Origin of the sequence: Nostoc sp., assembly GCF_036917455.1 — a bacterium.
In the GTDB taxonomy this organism is placed as follows: Bacteria; Cyanobacteriota; Cyanobacteriia; order Cyanobacteriales; family Nostocaceae; genus Nostoc.
In genome coordinates, this window is sequence record NZ_JBALDK010000055.1 from 14,468 (window position 1) to 33,509 (window position 19,042).

The 19,042-nt window shown below is 42.1% G+C and carries 12 protein-coding genes; 5 read left to right on the plus strand and 7 right to left on the minus strand.

The genetic code is table 11. The annotated features are described in order from the left end of the window. The first annotated feature begins 178 nt into the window (after positions 1–178). On the plus strand, positions 179–2,449 hold the full coding sequence (locus V7K42_RS06055) for a transglycosylase domain-containing protein (RefSeq protein WP_334914458.1): 2,271 nt from the start codon (positions 179–181) through the stop codon (positions 2,447–2,449). 145 nt (positions 2,450–2,594) lie between these two features. On the opposite strand, the gene V7K42_RS06060 is transcribed toward V7K42_RS06055, so the two are convergent. From V7K42_RS06060 to tyrS, 3 genes are read right to left on the minus strand one after another with little or no spacing between them, the layout of a single operon-like run. Further along, on the minus strand, positions 2,595–3,308 hold the full coding sequence (locus V7K42_RS06060) for a hypothetical protein (RefSeq protein ID WP_334914460.1): 714 nt from the start codon (positions 3,306–3,308) through the stop codon (positions 2,595–2,597). Then, complete coding sequence (pyrF, locus tag V7K42_RS06065; protein WP_334914462.1) at positions 3,305–4,036, minus strand: orotidine-5'-phosphate decarboxylase; 732 nt, start codon at positions 4,034–4,036, stop codon at positions 3,305–3,307. The genes V7K42_RS06060 and pyrF overlap by 4 nt, the downstream gene beginning before the upstream one ends. Before the next feature lie 14 nt (positions 4,037–4,050). Continuing rightward, positions 4,051–5,235, minus strand: a complete 1,185-nt coding sequence (tyrS, locus tag V7K42_RS06070) for a tyrosine--tRNA ligase (RefSeq protein WP_334914488.1) — start codon at positions 5,233–5,235, stop codon at positions 4,051–4,053. 173 nt (positions 5,236–5,408) lie between these two features. Here tyrS and V7K42_RS06075 point away from each other — a divergent pair, with 173 nt between their 5' ends. Next, a complete protein-coding gene (locus V7K42_RS06075; RefSeq protein WP_094340843.1) occupies positions 5,409–7,334 on the plus strand; it encodes a transglycosylase domain-containing protein in 1,926 nt (641 codons plus the stop codon). 84 nt (positions 7,335–7,418) lie between these two features. Here V7K42_RS06075 and V7K42_RS06080 read toward each other — a convergent pair whose 3' ends face one another. Both V7K42_RS06080 and V7K42_RS06085 read right to left on the minus strand, forming a co-directional pair. After that, positions 7,419–7,742: a DUF1825 family protein gene (locus V7K42_RS06080; RefSeq protein ID WP_094340846.1), complete on the minus strand. Its 324-nt coding sequence runs from the start codon at positions 7,740–7,742 to the stop codon at positions 7,419–7,421. A 126-nt stretch (positions 7,743–7,868) separates the two neighbouring features. Beyond that, a complete protein-coding gene (locus tag V7K42_RS06085; RefSeq protein WP_334914465.1) occupies positions 7,869–8,771 on the minus strand; it encodes a J domain-containing protein in 903 nt (300 codons plus the stop codon). A gap of 189 nt (positions 8,772–8,960) precedes the next feature. Between V7K42_RS06085 and V7K42_RS06090 the strand changes: the two genes are divergently transcribed. Both V7K42_RS06090 and V7K42_RS06095 read left to right on the plus strand, forming a co-directional pair. Next, positions 8,961–9,335 carry an NINE protein gene (locus tag V7K42_RS06090; protein WP_334914467.1) on the plus strand — a complete coding sequence of 125 codons (375 nt, stop codon included), beginning with the start codon at positions 8,961–8,963 and terminating at the stop codon, positions 9,333–9,335. Positions 9,336–9,448: 113 nt separating this feature from the next. Beyond that, positions 9,449–9,982, plus strand: coding sequence for a ComEA family DNA-binding protein (locus V7K42_RS06095; protein ID WP_334914469.1), 534 nt, complete (start codon positions 9,449–9,451; stop codon positions 9,980–9,982). 108 nt (positions 9,983–10,090) lie between these two features. Here the strand turns inward: V7K42_RS06095 and lepB are convergent, their stop codons facing one another. Further along, on the minus strand, positions 10,091–10,663 hold the full coding sequence (gene lepB, locus V7K42_RS06100) for a signal peptidase I (RefSeq protein ID WP_334914471.1): 573 nt from the start codon (positions 10,661–10,663) through the stop codon (positions 10,091–10,093). Positions 10,664–12,260: 1,597 nt separating this feature from the next. Between lepB and V7K42_RS06105 the strand changes: the two genes are divergently transcribed. Continuing rightward, positions 12,261–13,172, plus strand: a complete 912-nt coding sequence (locus tag V7K42_RS06105; protein ID WP_334914473.1) for a polysaccharide deacetylase family protein — start codon at positions 12,261–12,263, stop codon at positions 13,170–13,172. Positions 13,173–13,847: 675 nt separating this feature from the next. Here the strand turns inward: V7K42_RS06105 and gltB are convergent. Next, positions 13,848–18,524, minus strand: coding sequence for a glutamate synthase large subunit (gene gltB / locus V7K42_RS06110; RefSeq protein WP_334914475.1), 4,677 nt, complete (start codon positions 18,522–18,524; stop codon positions 13,848–13,850). Positions 18,525–19,042: the final 518 nt, after the last annotated feature.

A 19,042-nucleotide genomic window follows, 5' to 3' on the forward strand; every position in this document is an offset into this window, starting at 1 on the left:
AAAAAAGTGACGAAAAGAACAAACTAATTTTGATGGCAAAGTAAGATTAAGTATAAATTAGAGCAAAAAATTCAGTATAGCTAATTTATGCTTTGGCTTATGAGTAAAATGATGAAAGACTAACATCTAAATTGTAATTCGCCCGATTCTTCACTAAAAAGTGTGATGTGAATAGCCGATGAGTTTTCCCCAACCCCCTCAAAAGCCACAAACGTTAATTGGTCAACTGACTCAAGCAGTCCATACTATCCAAGCTAGGGTTGATTTTTCCAAACTGGCGCTCAAGCCTAATGCCAAAGTACCAGAACTCTGGGTGCAGGATGCGGGGGCGGATAAAGCAGAGGTCTATCCACTGTTGGGCGATCGCTATATTCTCGGTCGTAGCTCCAAATCCAGCGATATCGTCGTCCGTAACCCTGTTGTCAGCCAAATTCACCTGTCGCTATCGCGGAATTCTACTCAGCGCACACCAGTTTTCGTGATCAAAGACGAAAACTCCACCAATGGCATTTATCGTGGCAAGCGTCGTGTTAATTCCCTGGAACTGCGTCATGGCGATATTCTCACCCTGGGGCCCCCAGAACTCGCCGCTTCTGTGCGCTTGCAATACGTCGATCCACCAGCTTGGTATGTCAAAGCTGCAAGTGTTACAGCTTATGGTGTCGGCGGTGTCAGCGCTCTGTTAGCTTTAGTGATTGGCGTAGAATGGCTGAAATTTTCAGTTAGACCCCTACCAACAGCTACACGCGCCCCAGTAGTTGTTTACGCTCGTGATGGAGCCACCCCGCTCAGAGAGCCTCGAACAACCTCTCATGTAGATATGAAGCGCTTAGAGGAATTTGGCCCTTATTTGCCTGCTGCGGTGGTGGCTTCAGAAGATACTCGTTATTACTGGCACTTTGGGGTTGACCCTCTGGGGATTTTACGAGCCGTATTGATCAATAGCCGTAGCGGAGATGTGCAACAAGGAGCCAGCACTGTTACGCAGCAAGTTGCCCGCAGTTTGTTCCGAGAGTATGTAGGTAGACAGGATACCCTTGGACGCAAATTGCGAGAGGCAGTTGTCGCCCTCAAGCTAGAAACCTTTTACAGCAAAGATGAAATTTTGCTGATGTACTTAAATCGGGTTTTTTTAGGGGGAGATACTTCTGGCTTTGAAGATGCAGCCCGGTATTACTTTGAGAAGCCAGCTAAAGAATTAACTTTGGCAGAAGCAGCAACGTTGGTAGGAATTTTACCTGCTCCCAACGCATTTGATTTTTGCGGGGATGGGCCAAATAAGCTAGAAGCAGCTGAATACCGGAATCGCGTAATTAAGCGGTTACTGGAGATGGGCAAAATTAAACCTGAAGATGCGAATCGAGCTAGACGCTCTACCGTCCAAGTTAGTCCTAAAGTTTGTGAACAGCAATCTAAGACGATCGCTCCTTATTTTTACAGTTATGTGTTTTCTGAACTGGAATCGATTTTAGGACAAGGAGCGGCAAACGAAGGGAATTATATCATTGAAACCCAGCTCGATCCATCTGTACAGAGCCAAGCAGAATCAGCGTTACGGAATTCAGTCAACAACGCTGGTGGAAGTTTTAATTTTTCTCAAGGGGCTTTGGTAACTCTTGACTCCAGCACAGGTAGCATCTTGGCAATGGTAGGCGGAACTGATTACAAAAAAAGTCAGTTCAATCGTGCCGTTCAAGCCAAAAGACAACCAGGTTCCACCTTCAAAATCTTTACTTACACTGCTGCTATTCAACAGGGAATTTCCGAATCAAAAAGTTATTCTTGCGCCCCTTTAACTTGGCAAGGCTTTACTTATAAACCCTGTCGTGCTGGTGCTGATACTAGTTTAGATATTGCTACCGGGCTTGCTCTTTCAGAAAATCCCATCGCCCTACGAGTTGCCAGAGAAATCGGGCTGAATAAAGTGGTGGCAATGGCGCAGAATTTGGGAATAAAGTCAAACCTAGATCCGGTTCCTGGCTTAGTACTGGGTCAAAGTGTGGTCAATGTTTTGGAAATGACTGGTGCTTTTGGCGCTATTAGCAATCGGGGAGTGTGGAATCCTCCCCATGCGATTAACCGAATTTTAGACAGTGGTGATTGCCGCGATCGCAATGATATCAAAACCTGCCGTGTAATCTACTCCTTCGATCAAGATCCAGATGGCAACAAACGAGTACTGACGAATGGTGTAGCCGACGAGATGACTGGTTTGATGCGTGGTGTCATCACAAGAGGTACTGGTCGTAGTGCGGCTCTGGGATTGGGGGAAGCTGGAAAAACAGGCACGACTGATAAAAACGTTGACTTATGGTTCATCGGTTTTATTCCTAGTCGGCGGCTTGTAACTGGTGTTTGGTTGGGAAATGACAACAATTCCCCCACGTCTGGTAGCAGCGCTCAAGCCGCTCAGTTATGGGGAAATTATATGCGGCGAATTACGCGGTAAACGGGGATTCGGAATAAGGAATTGGTTTGGTAGACGGTCAAAATTGCGTTCTATCATTCTTTTGCCACCAAGTTAATATTTCTGACAGGTCTAATTCAGTCCACTAAGCGTACACTTTCGCTATCAGCCCATAACTTCAGTTCTGTCAGGGATATCGTTTCCCATTTACAGCACGCATCCGTCGGACACTTCCAGCTTGACAATCGCGTAACCAAGTTTTAACCCCTTGGGCAACAGTACCGTTACTACTATCCCGGGGCGGCGATAATGGCTGCTGTGCTGAATTGGAGCTAATTTGAGAAAACATCATCACTAAACGCCAACCAATTGTAGTTTTAGTCAACAACAGCCAGTGGAATTCCTGCAATTCTAACGCTTTCCTTCCTATGTACTGCCGTCCCAAAGTAGTGAAGAAAACTTGCTCAACTCCTGATGCAGAGCTTTTAGACGCATCTGCACCATATTCTTCAAGATTAAGGGGCAGAGGAGCAAACTCAGGTTTTCCTGCCACTAGCACATAACTGTAAATATCGCTGCTTCTGCTGAGGCGACGGGCGCGTTGAGTAGCGCGATTGGTATAACTAGGTAAATCTTCTAGTAGCTGTATAGTTAATGTTTCTAAATTTTGCTCAGAACACAAATTCGCCCCGTCGTTGACATTTTCCTTTTCTGCTAGCGCCGAGGGGTTAGGGGTGGGGTTTGTCGAGAACGCTGGATAAGCAAGGATATTTGCTCCGAAAACCCAAAAGCCACAAGCTAAAAGCCAACTATAATTTTTCTTCTTAAATGAAGAGGCAAGATTTTTCTGCCCTACACCCTGCACCCTATCCCCTAGTTTGTCATTAACTATTAGCTTCATGCCACTGTAGTTAACTCCTCAGAAATCCTCCTCCAGGCTAACTCAGGCTCAGTAGCAGCAGTGATGGGACGGCCAATCACTAGATAATCAGCACCAGCAATCATTGCTTGGGCTGGAGTAAGCGATCGCTTTTGATCGCCAATATCAGCCCAATTTGGTCTAACACCGGGACAAACTAGCAAAAAGTCATCTCCACAAGTTTCTCGCAACTGTGCCGCCTCTTGGGGCGAACAAACTGCCCCATCCAATCCTGCCTCTTGAGCCAGCAATGCCATTTCTAGGGCGTATTCTGGTAATTCTAGGGGAATCTTTAAATCAAACGCCAACTGTCTAGCAGAAATGCTCGTTAACAAAGTAATAGCAATTAACTTAGGCGGTTTTACACCCGCTTGGGCAGCCCCTTCTTGTGCCGCTTCTGTTGCAGCTTTCAGAGCTTCCTTACCACAAGTAGAATAAATTGTCAATAAATCTACCCCGTAACGAGCCGCACTACGACAAGCACCAGCCACAGTGTTAGGGATATCGTGAAACTTTAAATCTAGGAAGATGCGTTTTTCCTTAGATTTCAAAACTTGCAGAATTTTTGGGCCAGTGCTGGTAAACAACTCTAAGCCGACTTTCCAAAAACCAACTTGGGGGAGTCGATCTATCAGAGCGATCGCACTTTCTTCATCCGGCACATCCAAAGGCACTATAACTCGTTTTTGTGCCTGTTCCCCATTCCCCATTCCCTATTCCCCATTTAAACTAAACGCACAAACTTATTTTTCCCAACTTGTAAAACCTTACCTTGTAACTCACCAGAATCAGCAAAAGTAGTATCAATATCGGTAATGCGATCGCCATCTAAGCGCACCCCACCTTCTTGAATTTTCCGCTTCCCTTCCCCTGTACTTTTGCATAAGCCGGTGATATTGAGAATATAGGCTAATTTAGCGGGATGGGATACCTCAGCTAGAGAAAATTCGGGAACTGCACCTTCCTTTCCGCCGCTTTGCGCTGCTTCTTTGGCTTCTTTAGCGGCTGTTTCGCTGTGGTACTGCTTGACAACTTCATAAGCTAAAAGTGTTTGGCGATCGCGGGGATTTTCTGGCAGATTATCCAAAGGTAAATCCGTCAGCAGTTCAAAATACTCCTCCAGGAGATTATCTGGAACCCCTTGTAATTTTTGATATTTTTGCCCCGGATGTTCTGACAACCCAATATAATTACCTAAAGACTTGGACATTTTTTGCACCCCATCTGTGCCAATCAAAATTGGTAGCAACATCCCAAACTGGGGCTTTTGACCAAAATGGCGCTGCAAATCTCTGCCCACAGCGATGTTAAATTTCTGATCTGTCCCTCCCAATTCCACATCTGCCTTAACAGCAACGGAATCGAAACCTTGCATTAACGGGTATAGGAACTCATGGATAAAAATTGGATTCTCTTTCTTATAGCGATCGGCAAATCCTTCCTTAGCCAACATCTGCCCTACCGTCATTGTCGAGAGTAACTCTAAAATTTTCTCTAAGTTAAGCCCAGAGAGCCATTCGGAGTTATAACGCACCTCTAACCTTCCTGGTGTGTCAAAATCCAAGATAGGACGTACTTGGTCAAGATAAGTCTGGGCATTTTGGGCGACATCTGCTTCAGTAAGCTGACGACGCACCTCAGATTTCCCAGTCGGATCGCCAATGCGTGCTGTAAAATCGCCAATAATTAAAACTGCTATATGGCCTGCATCTTGAAACGCTCGCAGTTTCCGTACTGGTATGCTATGACCGAAATGAATATCAGTACCAGTAGGGTCAATCCCCAATTTGATCCTCAAAGGTTGGTTTGTAGTTAGCAAAAGCTTTTCTAGACTTTCACTGTTAACATCAACTGGTTGTGGAAAAACTTCTACAACACCACGACGCAACCAAGCAAAATCTTGCGTCATACTAGAAAATCCACTGTTAGCTATGTTTTGCCCGCTAGAAGTTAAGTTGGTTATAAACACTTGCAATTTATCCACTTTCTCATCTGCCAAACTACTATAATTGCAAAAAATTAACCGCCTTGCTTCGTCCAATCAATTACAGTTAAATTTATAAGTGAGGAAGTGAAATCGCCGTGTCGTCTTCTAGGACTTTTGAAGATAAACAGCCACAACGTCGGGCTTCATCAGGTTTTGAGTTTTTGAAAGGAGTTGGTCAGGTAACTGGCGGTACTCTGCTCTCAATTACCATGTTGGCAAGTTCCATTGTAGCCGGAGGACTGGTTGGTTTAGCCATTAGTTTCCGTAATTTGCCAGATGTAAGACAGCTACGTAACTTCTTTCCCTCAGAAACAACTTACATCTATGACGTTAAGGGTAAACTTTTAACGAGTATCCACGGGGAAGCCAACCGCGAAGTCGTACCCCTGGATAGAATTTCCCCGAATTTAAAACGGGCTGTATTAGCAAGTGAAGATAACCACTTCTACGATCACCACGGTATTAACCCCACTGGTGTTGGCCGGGCTATAGTGGTTAATGCGGTAGCAGGCGGAGTCAAAGAGGGTGGCTCTACTGTTACTATGCAATTGGTAAAAAACCTGTTTTTATCTCAAAAGCGTGCTTTTACCCGCAAGTTAGCGGAGGCAGTGCTGGCAATCAGATTAGAGCAAATTCTTACCAAAGACCAAATTTTAGAAATGTACCTCAATCAGGTTTATTGGGGTCATAATAATTATGGTGTACAAACGGCAGCCCGCAGTTACTTTAATAAGTCATCAGAATATTTAACCTTGGGTGAGTCAGCAATGATGGCGGGTTTGATCCAAGCACCAGAAGAATTCAGCCCCTTTGTGAGCATGAAGCTGGCAAAACAGAAACAAAAAGAAGTGCTGGGGCGGATGCTGGAATTAAACTGGATCGACCAGTCTGAGTATGACAATGCCCTCAAGCAGGAAATCAAACTTGGTAAAATCAAATCCTTTCAAGGTAGTGCCCTACCCTATGTAACCAACACCGTAGCTCAGGAATTGGCTAAAAAGTTTGGGCGTGACACACTACTTAAAGGTGGGATGCGCGTGCAAACAACGGTTGATGCCAAGTTCCAAATAATGGCAGAAGAAACCGTCACTAAGTGGCATAAAGCACTTTTAGATCAGGGATTATCTAAAAACCAAATGGCCCTAGTGTCAATTGATCCGCGCACACATTTTATCAAAGCATTGGTGGGCGGTATAGATCCTAAGACTAGTGAATTCAATCGGGCAACTCAAGCTCAACGCCAGCCCGGATCTTCTTTTAAACCGTTTGTATATTACACTGCTTTTGCTACTGGTAAATATACGGCAGATTCAACTGTGGAAGATTCTCCAGTCAGCTATCGAGATGGTAACGGTTGGTACTCACCCAGAAATTACGATAACAGTTTTAGGGGATCGATGCCAATTCGCACGGCTTTAGCTCAGTCACGAAACATTCCTGTAATCAAGATTGGTAAGGCTGTGGGGATGAATAGAGTTATCGAAACTTGTCGTACCTTGGGTATTATGAGTCCGATGGAACCTGTTACTTCTTTGCCTCTTGGTGCAATTGGTGTTACACCCCTGGAAATGGCTAGTGCTTATGCCACATTTGCTAATTATGGTTGGCAGTCACCACCAACTGTAATTGCCCGTGTCACTGATAGTAGTGGTAATGTATTGCTAGATAATACTCCCAAGCCTCAGCTAGTTCTCGATCCTTGGGCATCAGCAGCAATTCTCGATGTGATGCGATCGGTAATTTCTGAAGGTACTGGTAAAGGTGCTGCGATCGGTCGCCCAGCCGCCGGTAAGACGGGAACGACATCATCAGAAAAAGATATTTGGTTTGTTGGTACTGTACCACAGTTAACAACTGCGGTTTGGGTAGGGAGAGACGACAACAGACAATTAGCTGACCATGCAACAGGTGGTGTTATGGTCGCTCCCATCTGGAAAGATTTTATGGAGAAAGCACTTAAAAACACACCAGTAGAAAACTTCAAGTCACCTTCGCAGTTCTCTCGCCCCAAGTCACAATAATTTGAGATTTTGGGCCGTACCTTTGGTGCGCTTCCAGCGCAATTTGGATTTTGGATTAATTGCCAATCCAAAATCTAAAATTGACTAAGCCTGTTTTTCTAGCTCGGCTTTCATCCGTTCTAAAGTGAGGTTCATTTGGTCAAACATTTGTTGCGGAGTGATACCGAACTGACCTAATTGCGTTTTCAGTTGTTCTACGGTCATTTGTGCCATGAAGTCTTCTGATAACTCGAAGCGCTTCATAAAGATGCGATATCGATCCATCATGGCTTCCATTTGCTCAATAAACAGCTTTTTGCCATCGCGGTCAAATTTGCCGTAGTTGTTACCAAGCTTGATTAGCGCTTGATAATCATCAAATAGCTGTTTTGCTTCTTGCTGAACGATCTCAGAATCGAAGAATCCCATATTGCTTATATTAAACTGAGCGCCCAGACTCAGCAGCTTAATAGTTTTACTTCTATTTATTATTTTAGTCTAGGTGAGTAATCTAGTGACGAAGCTTCGGTTTTAGTACGGTTTGTTACCGAAATTTCAACACTTGACTTGAGAACCTTTACCCTTTGTAAACCGACTTAATAAAGCAGCAATACTCATAGCTTTAGCCATTGATTTTGGATTGGTGTTTTCACCTGGTTGAATCTTCAGTCCGGGAGCGTATTTCAAAGCTAGTGAATTTTGCGGATTCAGTTTTAATGCTTGAGAGATGTAAACCCTAGCCATCCCCATAAATTTCTGTTGGAGATGTACCAAACCTAACAAGGCATAATAGTCGCTGTTATTTGGCTCTAACTTGATGGCATCGCGCAGTTCTTGCACAGCTAGGGTCCATTTGGCTAGCCTGACATATTCCATAGCTCGCTCGTAGTGACGTTGAGCGTAGTTTGTCAAAACTGGTTCAACTGGGTTGACTTCTTCTTCCGGGATGATGGGAACAGCTTTTTGTGGTAGGAAAAGGTGTGGTTTATGCAACCGTAAATAAACTAGATTTAGTATACTAATTTGTTGCGTCACCTGATAAAACTGATCTAGTGATTTGTATTGAGCTTCTGCATAGCAGGCGATCGCTTCTTCATAAAACAATTCTGCTTCAGGTGTAGACATTTCCGTAATTTCATGAGCGATGGCACTTTGAGAAGACAAAGACTTCTGCTCCAAAACTCTTGTATCCGATCGCAGCATAGCGATCGCAATCAAGCGCTTCTGTCGGTGTTTAAGTTGTTCATAAGCTGGATTGATTAAATGGCTAAATATTGCCGTTGCTAATTTTTGGTCTGAATTGCAGTTTTTAGCATAGCGATCGGGATGTAGGAGTTTCGCTAAAGTGTGATAGCGTTTGAAAATCTGGCGATCGTCAGCAATCACAGAAATTCCTAGCACAGCGTAAGGATCGCAAAGCTTTTCAACCCATCCCGACGGTAGTAAGGTCTGTGACATAGTAGTAATAAAGCTGTTAAAAACTTAAAATTAGCATCAAAGCTCAATGCACAGTCATGTGAAACTTACTCAAATTTCTTCAAATACTAAATTGTGCGTAGAACTTCCCATCCAAAAGTCTGAAGGGCAAGACAAGGTAGTTGACTATCTGATTGTAGGAACTGTGTTATTGGTAGATTTATTATAAATATGTTGACTAAGCGCAAAAGTCGAAGTATTGCTGCTGTTTTAGCTTTTTCTGGCACGCTGACAATTTCAGGATTGCATAAATTCTATCTAGGACAACCGTTGTGGGGTATTTTGTATGTGCTGCTTTCGTGGACACCTATCCCCAAAGTAGCTAGTGCCATTGAGGGAGTTTGGTATTTAGCCCAAGATGAAGAAGCTTTTGATCGTAATTTTAATCTCGGCAAGTCAGCGACAAAAAACTCACACAAGGTAAGTAATCAGGTAGGAGCGATGGCTGAAGCAATGCGAGAATTAGATGCTTTGCGCCAAGATGGACTGATTTCGGAGTATGAGTTTGAACAAAAGCGCCGCCAATTGCTAGACCAGATTTCTTAAATAATTCGTAATTCGTAATTATGTAAGCGAAAAGGGGATTTCAACCCCAATCGCATTACAATCAACCCTTATGGGATGAGGGCTTGACCTCAATATTGGTTAAAGTAAGCGATATGAATAACTGGCTACCTTTGAATCCCAGACTGCAAAAACTCCGCGCCAAGCTCCTCAACGATCCTTACTATCGCCTCCAATCTGGGGAAGAAATTCAGATAGCGGCAAAATTAGGTATTCGTATTGATGCTAATCAAGCGACTGTAGATGATTGGTTACGCCTACCAGGATTGTCAATTCACCAAGCGCGATCGCTTGTAGAACTTTCGCATTCTGGTGTTAAATTTTACTGTATTGAAGATATCGCCGCAGCTTTGGCTATACCAGTACCGCGCTTGGAGCCATTAAAGCCTCTGTTGAATTTTATTTACTATGATCAGGAATCTCTAGACAATCCGACCCATTTAGTCAATACGAACACAGCAACAGTTGAAAAGTTAGCACAAATTCCATTTCTAGATTTGTCTTTAGCAGAAGCAGTAGTTCAAAATCGGCAATCAGTAGGGCCTTACCGTAACCTAGCTGATTTTCAACGACGGCTAGAGTTAAGTGGTGATGCGATCGCCCAACTGATGTATTATTTAAGATTTTAAGTTAAAAGTTAGAAGTTTTAAAGTAACTATTAACTCTGCCAATTTTAGATTTTTAATTTTTAATTGAAGGAAAAATCTAAAATCCAAAATTGAATGACTCCTAACTATTTAAATAAATCCAATGCGATCGAGAGGCCAAAAACGAAATGTTGCCCGACCGATAACATTTTTTCTGGGTAAAAAGCCCCAATAGCGAGAGTCATTACTATCATTGCGGTTGTCTCCCATAACAAAAAATTCGTCTTCTGGGACTTTCACTGGTTGATATGGCTGATTTGGTGGTTCAGCAATGTAGTCTTCTGGCAAAGGTTGACCGTTGAGGTAGACTTTGCCAGAATTAACACTAATTATTTCACCAGGCTGACCAATAACTCGCTTGATAAAAGCTTGGTCTTTGGGATATCCCCGACGTTGTAATTCTGCGGGTGGCTGGAAAACAATAATATCTCCAGTTATGGGAGGGTGAAAATGGTAGGATACTTTTTCAACTACCAAGCGATCGCCAGTATGTAAGGTTGGCAACATCGAATCAGAAGGTATATAGCGGGGTTCAGCGATAAAAGTCCTGATCGATAGTGCTAAAAATAATGCGATCGCAATTAAAATCAGATTTTCTTGCCAACTACGCAATACTTTCAACGACGCAGTATCTTCTTTTGCATCACTTTCGTGAGGAATCATAAAAGTTTCTAGCCAGTTTCAGAAGTGGGACAAATAGCTTGATTATTTTGGCTCAAATTGTTGCAATTATAAGGCAAGTTATTAGATAATTTTCAGTTTTGCTTCCTGCTGCTCAAAAATCTATTTACCGATTGGTAGAGTGATACAGCCAGTCGCTTTTTTCTTTGAGTAGAAAGAAAATTGGTTATTAAGTGGTAATGCATTTTACTGCATATCTGACAATACAATGATTGTATTTTACATGAAGTTCGAAGTTACAGGTTCCAAGGCACGATAGCGCAGCGTAGAGCCTGCGGCATAGCAACTCTTAGATACGCTACGCGTAGCTTGCTTCTTTGCAGGAGTACGCTTAGAAGGAGTCTGCGAGCGTCGGCAGGAGATAGAAACTTTATGTATGTATATTTTGTACTTCACTTACTTATAAACTGCTGTATCTGCTTCACTTTAGCAAAAAAAGGCGAATAGCAGTATTGATGAAAGTTTAGTCAAAAAGAAACTAAATGATATTACGTAGAAAAACTACTCTGTAAATGTTGTTTAAAATACGAAAGCCATTGCAATACGCGATCGTAGTAAAAAACATTACATTTTAATTTTAAAATTTAATGATTCAATAGATGCCATACTACTCCAAATTTTAACTTGCCTATACACATAAGATTATTTTCAGTAATTACACGGTAACAGTATATATTAAAGTGTACTATGAATGATATATGAACCTCTTTTGCGATCGAGCAGAAAATTAAAAGAAAAAAGCTACTAGCAATTTAGGCTTAAGTATCAGCATCAAAAATAGAGTTAAACTGCCGATAAAATTATTTTTGCTAAATGAGTCAAAAGTGTATAGATTAATGAATAAATGGCCCTTGGCAATGAGAAACTATATTTAATCAATTTTCGTCTGTCTATTTCATAGAAAGTACAAGGCAACATTCTGTCAGTTTAAAATTTAACTTTTTCTTAAAAAAGAAGAAATAACAGCAGGCAGTAGAATATATCTTGATTAATTAATAGTTTACTAAACTATTTTTTGGAAGATACCGTCTCCTTGTCAGTAGTTTTGTATATTAATCAAATAATGAACTAAGTTGTAAATTATACAACTTTACTGTCAGACAGTCTGACCATAAAAACTTTAGCCTGCAAAAATTGTAAGTTGTAGGCAAGACAGTTTAGTTCATTTTATTTGTAAAGCTATAAAACTTGAAAGTATAATGCTGCCTTAGCTGTGAAGTGAAAGGCAGTAACTGATTCAAAACTTCTATCAAGAGGATTTTTGGGTGTGGTTAATTATCTAATTATGCTTCTTCTTAGAACTAGAGATAAGGATCTAGAAGTACAGACATTGCCTTTTATGAATGGGTTTTCATTAAACAGTAGTAACTATTGTATAAGTGCTTATCTAAATTATAGAGTATCTAGATTTAAGTTAAAGCTGTGTAGTCTGTCTTCTCGATTGTGAATTTCGGTTAGTTTAAATTCCAGTTTTCAGCATTAGCAGAAAGTAACTGGTATCTTAAAATATCTAAAAAAATGTGCCATAACGTATCGGCATAAGTGTGGTTGATGGTTCGATATTTGAAGGAGCTATGAGGTGGAAAACAATAAGTCGTTTCTGTGGCCAGAAGGAATATTAATTGCACTGCTTGCTTTAGGTGGTGTTTTTAGCCTTGCTTTCATGATGCTTCTAAGACCAAACGCTTCAGAGGCTCAAAGTAGACAAGGTATAGATATTAAAGATGTAACCGCAAACGTAGGAACTCAGCAGCGAATTGAGAAATTAAAGGCGGCGATGCTTACAAGTTGGCAGCAAGAAGCACAAACAAAAGGACTGTCTTACGCTCTACCGTCACGTTTTCAAGGGGCAGTAATTGAAGCGGCAAAACTCTCTCAGGGTGAAAAAGTAATTGCTCTCACCTTTGATGATGGCCCTTGGCCTGACACTACAGAGCAAGTACTAGGTATTCTGAAATCAAATAATATCAAAGGAACGTTTTTTGTTGTCGGACAGAACTTAAAAAATTTTCCAGAAATAGGAAAGAAAATTGTAACTGAAGGTCACGTTATTGCTAACCATACTTGGCATCACTGGTATCACTTCTTTAATCAACAAGCAGCAGCTTTTGAAATCGATCGCACAACAGACTTAATTTATCAAATCACAGGCGCTAAAACGAATCTATTCCGACCACCTGGTGGCATGTTGCACAATGGATTATCTGCTTATGCAAAAGGACAGAAGTATGCTGTGATTATGTGGTCGGCTGACTCCACAGACTATAAATTACCACCTGTACCAAAGTTGATCGATAACGTAATTAAAGATTCCAAACCTGGTGGTATTGTGTTAATGCATGATGGTGGTGGAAACCGTTCTAGAACTGTACAAGCTTTACCAGAAATTATTAGCAACTTTAAAAAGCAAGGCTATCGCTTTGTGACTATTCCAGAACTTTTAGAAATAGAAGATGCAGACCAAAAATTGCTTGCTAATAAAAAGCAATAATTATTAATTATGGTTATGTGGAAATCAGGCGATGTAATATTACCAATGCTTCTCACAATATTATTTTTTGCATCACCTTTTCCTCAACCACCAAGCACTCTAGAGTTATTAATAATTCTCGCGATAATATTTGGGTTACCTTTTTTTGGAGGAGCATTTGCTGAAATAGCTACTCTACTTATCACAAAGAAAAGCAATTTTTTATTGAAATATTTAGACTATTAATTGGTGCTATTGGAGGGCATGAAGGTCTAGTTATCGGGTTTATTATTCTTAAACCTGATTAATTTAAGAATTTAAATGGAATACTTAAAATAATTATTTATTTTTATCATGAAATACTTAAAATAATTATTAATTTGAGGAAAATTAATTTTACATTCTTGATTCCAGGTATGTTGGGGGCAATAGGTGCAAGTATAGCTATATTTACGATCAAAAAATTATTTCGCTAGCATAGCGTTCATAAATTCCTAAACTATCTCATGTAATATTTTTCTGTTTTTTTGTTGTAGAAGTATTCGTTTTTGGATTATCCTTTGGGATGTTCGGCGGAGCTATTACAAGAGTCTTTTTAATTAAAATTATCAAGCATACGCTGCTGTAAATCCCTGGTAGGCACAATTCATGAATTGTGCCTACTTTATTTTAATTACGATGTCTAATGACTAGTCACTAAACTGAACTCAGTTGTTTTTTTTGCGGAGCGGCTTCAGGGCTATCAGCTTCAGAAGGCGGAACCAATTGCCAGAATTTCGGTAAAAATTCTTGCCAGTTTTGCAGAATTTTCTTCGCCTTTGGTGAACCAGTGCGTTCGGCATGAGTTTGGATTAACTCTTGCAGTTGTCTTGCACCTGCTTCTGTAATCACCTGTTGAATTGTGACAATTTCCGGGTTAACTAAATCACGAAATGAGTCATCTTCATCTAAGAAATATGCCAGTCCGCCCGTCATTCCAGCAGCAACGTTGCGCCCTACTTTGCCGAGGACGACGATCGCACCACCAGTCATGTATTCACAGCAATGATCCCCAGCGCCTTCAATCACTGCGATGCCTTTGGAGTTTCTCACAGCAAATCGCTCTCCAGCTAAACCGTTGGCAAATAACACGCCACCAGTAGCACCATAGAGGCAGGTATTGCCAACTATGACGTTTTGTGATGCGTTATAGGTTGCATCCGTTGGAGGTTTGATGATGATTTCACCACCATGCATCCCTTTTCCTACGTAGTCGTTTGCTTCTCCTTCCAGTGTCAGAATTATGCCGGGGAGGTTGAATGCACCAAAGCTTTGTCCTACGCTACCTGTGAAGTTGAGATTAATTTGCCCCTCAAAGCCACTGTCACCATATTGAGAAGCGATCGCACCCGCTAATCTTGTACCTACTGTTCTGTCAGTATTGATAATAGGGTAAGTTTTGGTAACGGTAGACTGATCCCTAATTGCAGTCTGAATATCGGGATCGGCAAGGAACTTGTCATCCAAAACCACGCCGTTGCTATGGACTTCTTCATGCACTAACCAGCTACGATTGTCTCTGCTATCTGGCAGCTTCAGTAAGCAGTCCAGGTTTAGCGATCGCGTTTTGGTAAGTTTTGCCTCTTCGCGCAGTTTCAACAAATCTGCACGTCCAATGATTTCTGACAAAGAACGGTAGCCAAGTCGTGCTAACAAACTCCGCACTTCTTCGGCGATGAAGTAGAAGAAGTTGACAACCTTTTCCGGTATTCCGTTAAACCGCTTGCGGAGTTCTTCTTGCTGAGTGGCCACACCCACAGGGCAGGTATTCTTATGGCAAACTCGCGCCATGATACAGCCTTCAGCAATCATGGCGATGGAGCCGAAACCGAATTCTTCAGCACCCATCAATGCACCTATTACCACATCCCAACCACTCTTAAGTCCGCCATCTACACGTAAAATCACGCGATCGCGTAAACTATTTTCCATCAAAACCCGATGCACTTCGCTTAAACCCAATTCCCACGGCGAACCAGCGTGTTTAATCGAACTTAGTGGCGATGCACCTGTACCACCATCATGTCCAGAAATTTGGATGATATCAGCGTTTGCTTTAGCTACACCAGCCGCGATCGTGCCAATGCCAACTTCTGAAACTAGCTTTACTGATACCTTTGCTTTGGGATTAATTTGGTGCAGATCGAAAATCAGTTGTGCTAGGTCTTCAATTGAATAGATATCGTGGTGTGGTGGTGGCGAAATCAGCGTCACACCTGGCTTCGAGCGCCTTAACATCGCAATATATTGGCTCACCTTTGGCCCTGGCAGTTGTCCACCTTCTCCAGGCTTGGCACCTTGGGCAATTTTGATTTCAATTTGTTTGGCGTTGACTAGGTACTCTGGCGTGACACCGAAGCGTCCCGATGCAACTTGCTTAATGGCACTATATGCTTTATCCCCATTCCGCAATCCTTTTAAATGAGATAGGGTTGGCGAGTTACCAGACTCGTCTACATCATCTAGAACTTTATAGCGCACTGGGTCTTCGCCGCCTTCCCCAGAGTTAGATTTACCACCAATGCGATTCATGGCGATCGCTAAAGTTTCATGGGCTTCTCTTGACAAAGCGCCTAAAGACATCCCACCTGTGCAGAAACGCTTGACAATATCAGCTACTGACTCTACTTCTTCTATAGAAATTGGGGTACGCTCACCTTGGAAATCTAACAAGTCCCGCAATGCCGTTACTGGTCTGCCTTGGAGATGCTTTTTGTAAACTTCATAATGGTCGTAGTTTTTACCATCTAGAGCCTTATGCAGCGCCTTAACCATTTCGGGGCTATTCATGTGGTACTCGCCGCCAGGACGGTACTGCACAAAGCCCAGGTTTTCTAACTTCTTGGTCGTCAGTTCTGGGAAAGCTTTGGCGTGGAAAGAAAGTACTTCATCAGCGAGTTCGCTAACACTCAAACCACCCATACGGGAAGTCGTACCACGAAACCCTAGTTCGATTAAATCTCCACCAATGCCAATAGCTTCAAAAATTTGGGCTGCTTGATAGCTGGAGAGCAGAGAAATTCCCATCTTGGAGAGAATTTTCAGTAAACCTGACTCTACTGCTTTGCGATAGTTTCCTAAAGCTTCTTCTACATTGAGGGTCGGAAGTTTTTTCACCTCCATTAACTTTTGGGTTTTGGGATCGACGCACCAATCACGCACCGTATCTAAAGCCATATATGGGCAAACTGCACCAGCACCGTAGCCAATCAAACAAGCAAAGTGATGAGTACTCCAACATTGGGCAGTATTGACAATCAGGGATGTTTTCATTCGCAGCCCTTCTTGAATCAGGTGATGATGGACTGCACCCACTGCTAATAGAGGAGGAATGTATGTATCTTCTGGGTTGATACCGTCATTCCCCTTATCGCTTAAGATTAAAATCTTTGCACCCGCCCGAACTGATTCAGCTGCTTGTGCTTGTAAAGATTGGACTGCGGCTTTCAATCCTTCAGGGCCGGTGGCGATCGCAAATAAGGTTGACAACTCGGCTGTGGCAAATCCTGACAGCTTAATTGCCTCTAATTCACCATCTGTTAACACTGGCGATTCAAGTTTCAATCTCCGCGCATATTCTGCCTTGGGTTCTAATAAGTTACCCCGTTCACCCAGTTCGACTTTCAAAGACATCACTAGCTTTTCCCGCAGGGGATCAATCGCCGGGTTAGTCACCTGAGCAAAGCGCTGTTTGAAATAGTCATAAAGCAGGTGGGGTTTTGTTGACAGCACCGCTAAAGGAATATCATCCCCCATGCAGAAAGTCGGTTCTGAACCTGCGATCGCCATTTGCTGAATCACCATTTCTACATCTTCTGTGGTGTAGCCAAAGGCAGTTTGAAGTTGCAGCAAGGTTTGCTTGTCTATATTATGTGCGTGACCATTTTCAGTAGCCAGATGTCCATTTCCATTTCCATTAACATCTGATGGCTTACCACTAACAAGTTCTTTGAGTTCTTGTCGGTACTGTTGCAACCATTCTCCATAAGGATGCTGCTTGGCGATGCGCTGCTTAATCTCCCAATTCTTCAGTACTTCATGGTTGACTAAATCCACAGCAATCATTTGTCCTGGGCCGAGTCTACCTTTTTCGACAATATCGGCTTCTGGAAAGTCTACTACACCAGCTTCCGAAGCTACTACAATGTAGTCATCTTTAGTTATCAAGTAGCGGGCTGGTCTTAAACCATTACGATCTAGTGTTGCACCAACTTTTTTGCCATCGCTGAATACTAAAAGCGCTGGCCCGTCCCACGCTTCTTGCAGACCACTGTAATATTCGTAGAAATCAACAATTTCTGGGGAGTCTTTTAAAGAAGGTTGATTTTGGTAAGCCTCTGGAACCATAATCATTAAAGCTTCCAAGGGGCTGCGTCCAGAACATACTAGTAATTCCAGTACGTTATCTAGAGTTGCGGAGTCGCTGTTATCAATGTGAACTAATGGTTTCAGTTCCTTGATGCGATCGCTCCATACCGGATGATTCAGGCTAGCTTCTCGTGCCATCATCCAGTTGATGTTACCCAACAAGGTATTGATTTCGCCGTTGTGACCCAAAAGCCGCATTGGTTGAGCTAGGGGCCATTTTGGCATCGTGTTTGTACTAAAGCGGCGATGATACACAGCAAAGGCGCTTTTATAAACCGGATTTTTTAAATCTTGATAAAATTCTCCCAATACGGCAGAACGCACCATGCCTTTGTAAACAATTGTCCGGCTTGACAAAGAGCAGATATAAAATTCTTCTGAAATATTGCTTGCAACTTTACTAATTCGACGGCGGGTAATATACAACTGTCGTTCTAATTCATCGCCACTTTTGTCAACAGAAGCTAACAAAACTTGTTCAATCTGGGGTTGATTTTCTTTTGCTTGTACACCCAGTAAATCAGATTGCACTGGCACTACTCGCCAGCCCAGTACAATCAATTTTTCTTCAGTTGCTACTTGCTCAACTGCCACCCTAGCTTTTTGTGCTGCTTCCTGGTCTTGTGGTAGAAATATCATCCCCACAGCTATATTATTGATGGATGGAAATTCCTTCCCCCTTTCGGCAAAGTCTTGTTGGAACAAATCCCAAGGGATAGCTGTCAAGACTCCAGCACCATCACCAGAGTCTCGATCGGCGCTACAACCTCCCCGGTGTTCTAAGCAGGTTAAAGCAGCTAAAGCTTTTTCGACAATTTCGTGGCTGGTATGATTCTCACGATGAGCAATAAAACCTACACCACAGGCATCTCGTTCTTCTACTAACCACTTTTGCCCCTGATAGGTATCTCTTGAGTTTATATTCGCTGTGATTTTCTGGTCTTGATTCATTGGTTGATTATTCATACCCTGTTCCTGAAGTATTGAGTTACCAATTTTGCCACTACTTATGAGAAAAAATTTCTAAATTTCACGATGGAGAAATATATAAGCAGCGAAATTTAGGGAAAAAAAATTTTAACTTCGGTTTTGCTTTCTTAGTTTCCCCGTGTTAAAATAGTTGCGTATTTTTTATGTATTTATGCGGTGTTAGACAACGTTACTCCCGCCAAGACATGATTTTTGCCCTGACAGTTTCTTTTTTATATTGTGAAGCTAAGTATTTTCTCAATTCCCTTTTTCCAGATGCACGGTAGCTACTCATAGAGCCTATTGCGGCTCACCTGAAACAAAACTAAAAGCTGTCCTATGTTTTAAAGCCAAACTCATCCTGAGCCTGCAATAAAATCAGCGTATTACAATATATACCCATTTGACAATTCCCAAATATTGTTATTGTCTGGAGTTTCTCTGCTTACCAGCTGACACATATATTACTATTAACTAGACCTCACTGAAATAGCAACATTCAGTCAGGATCGAAT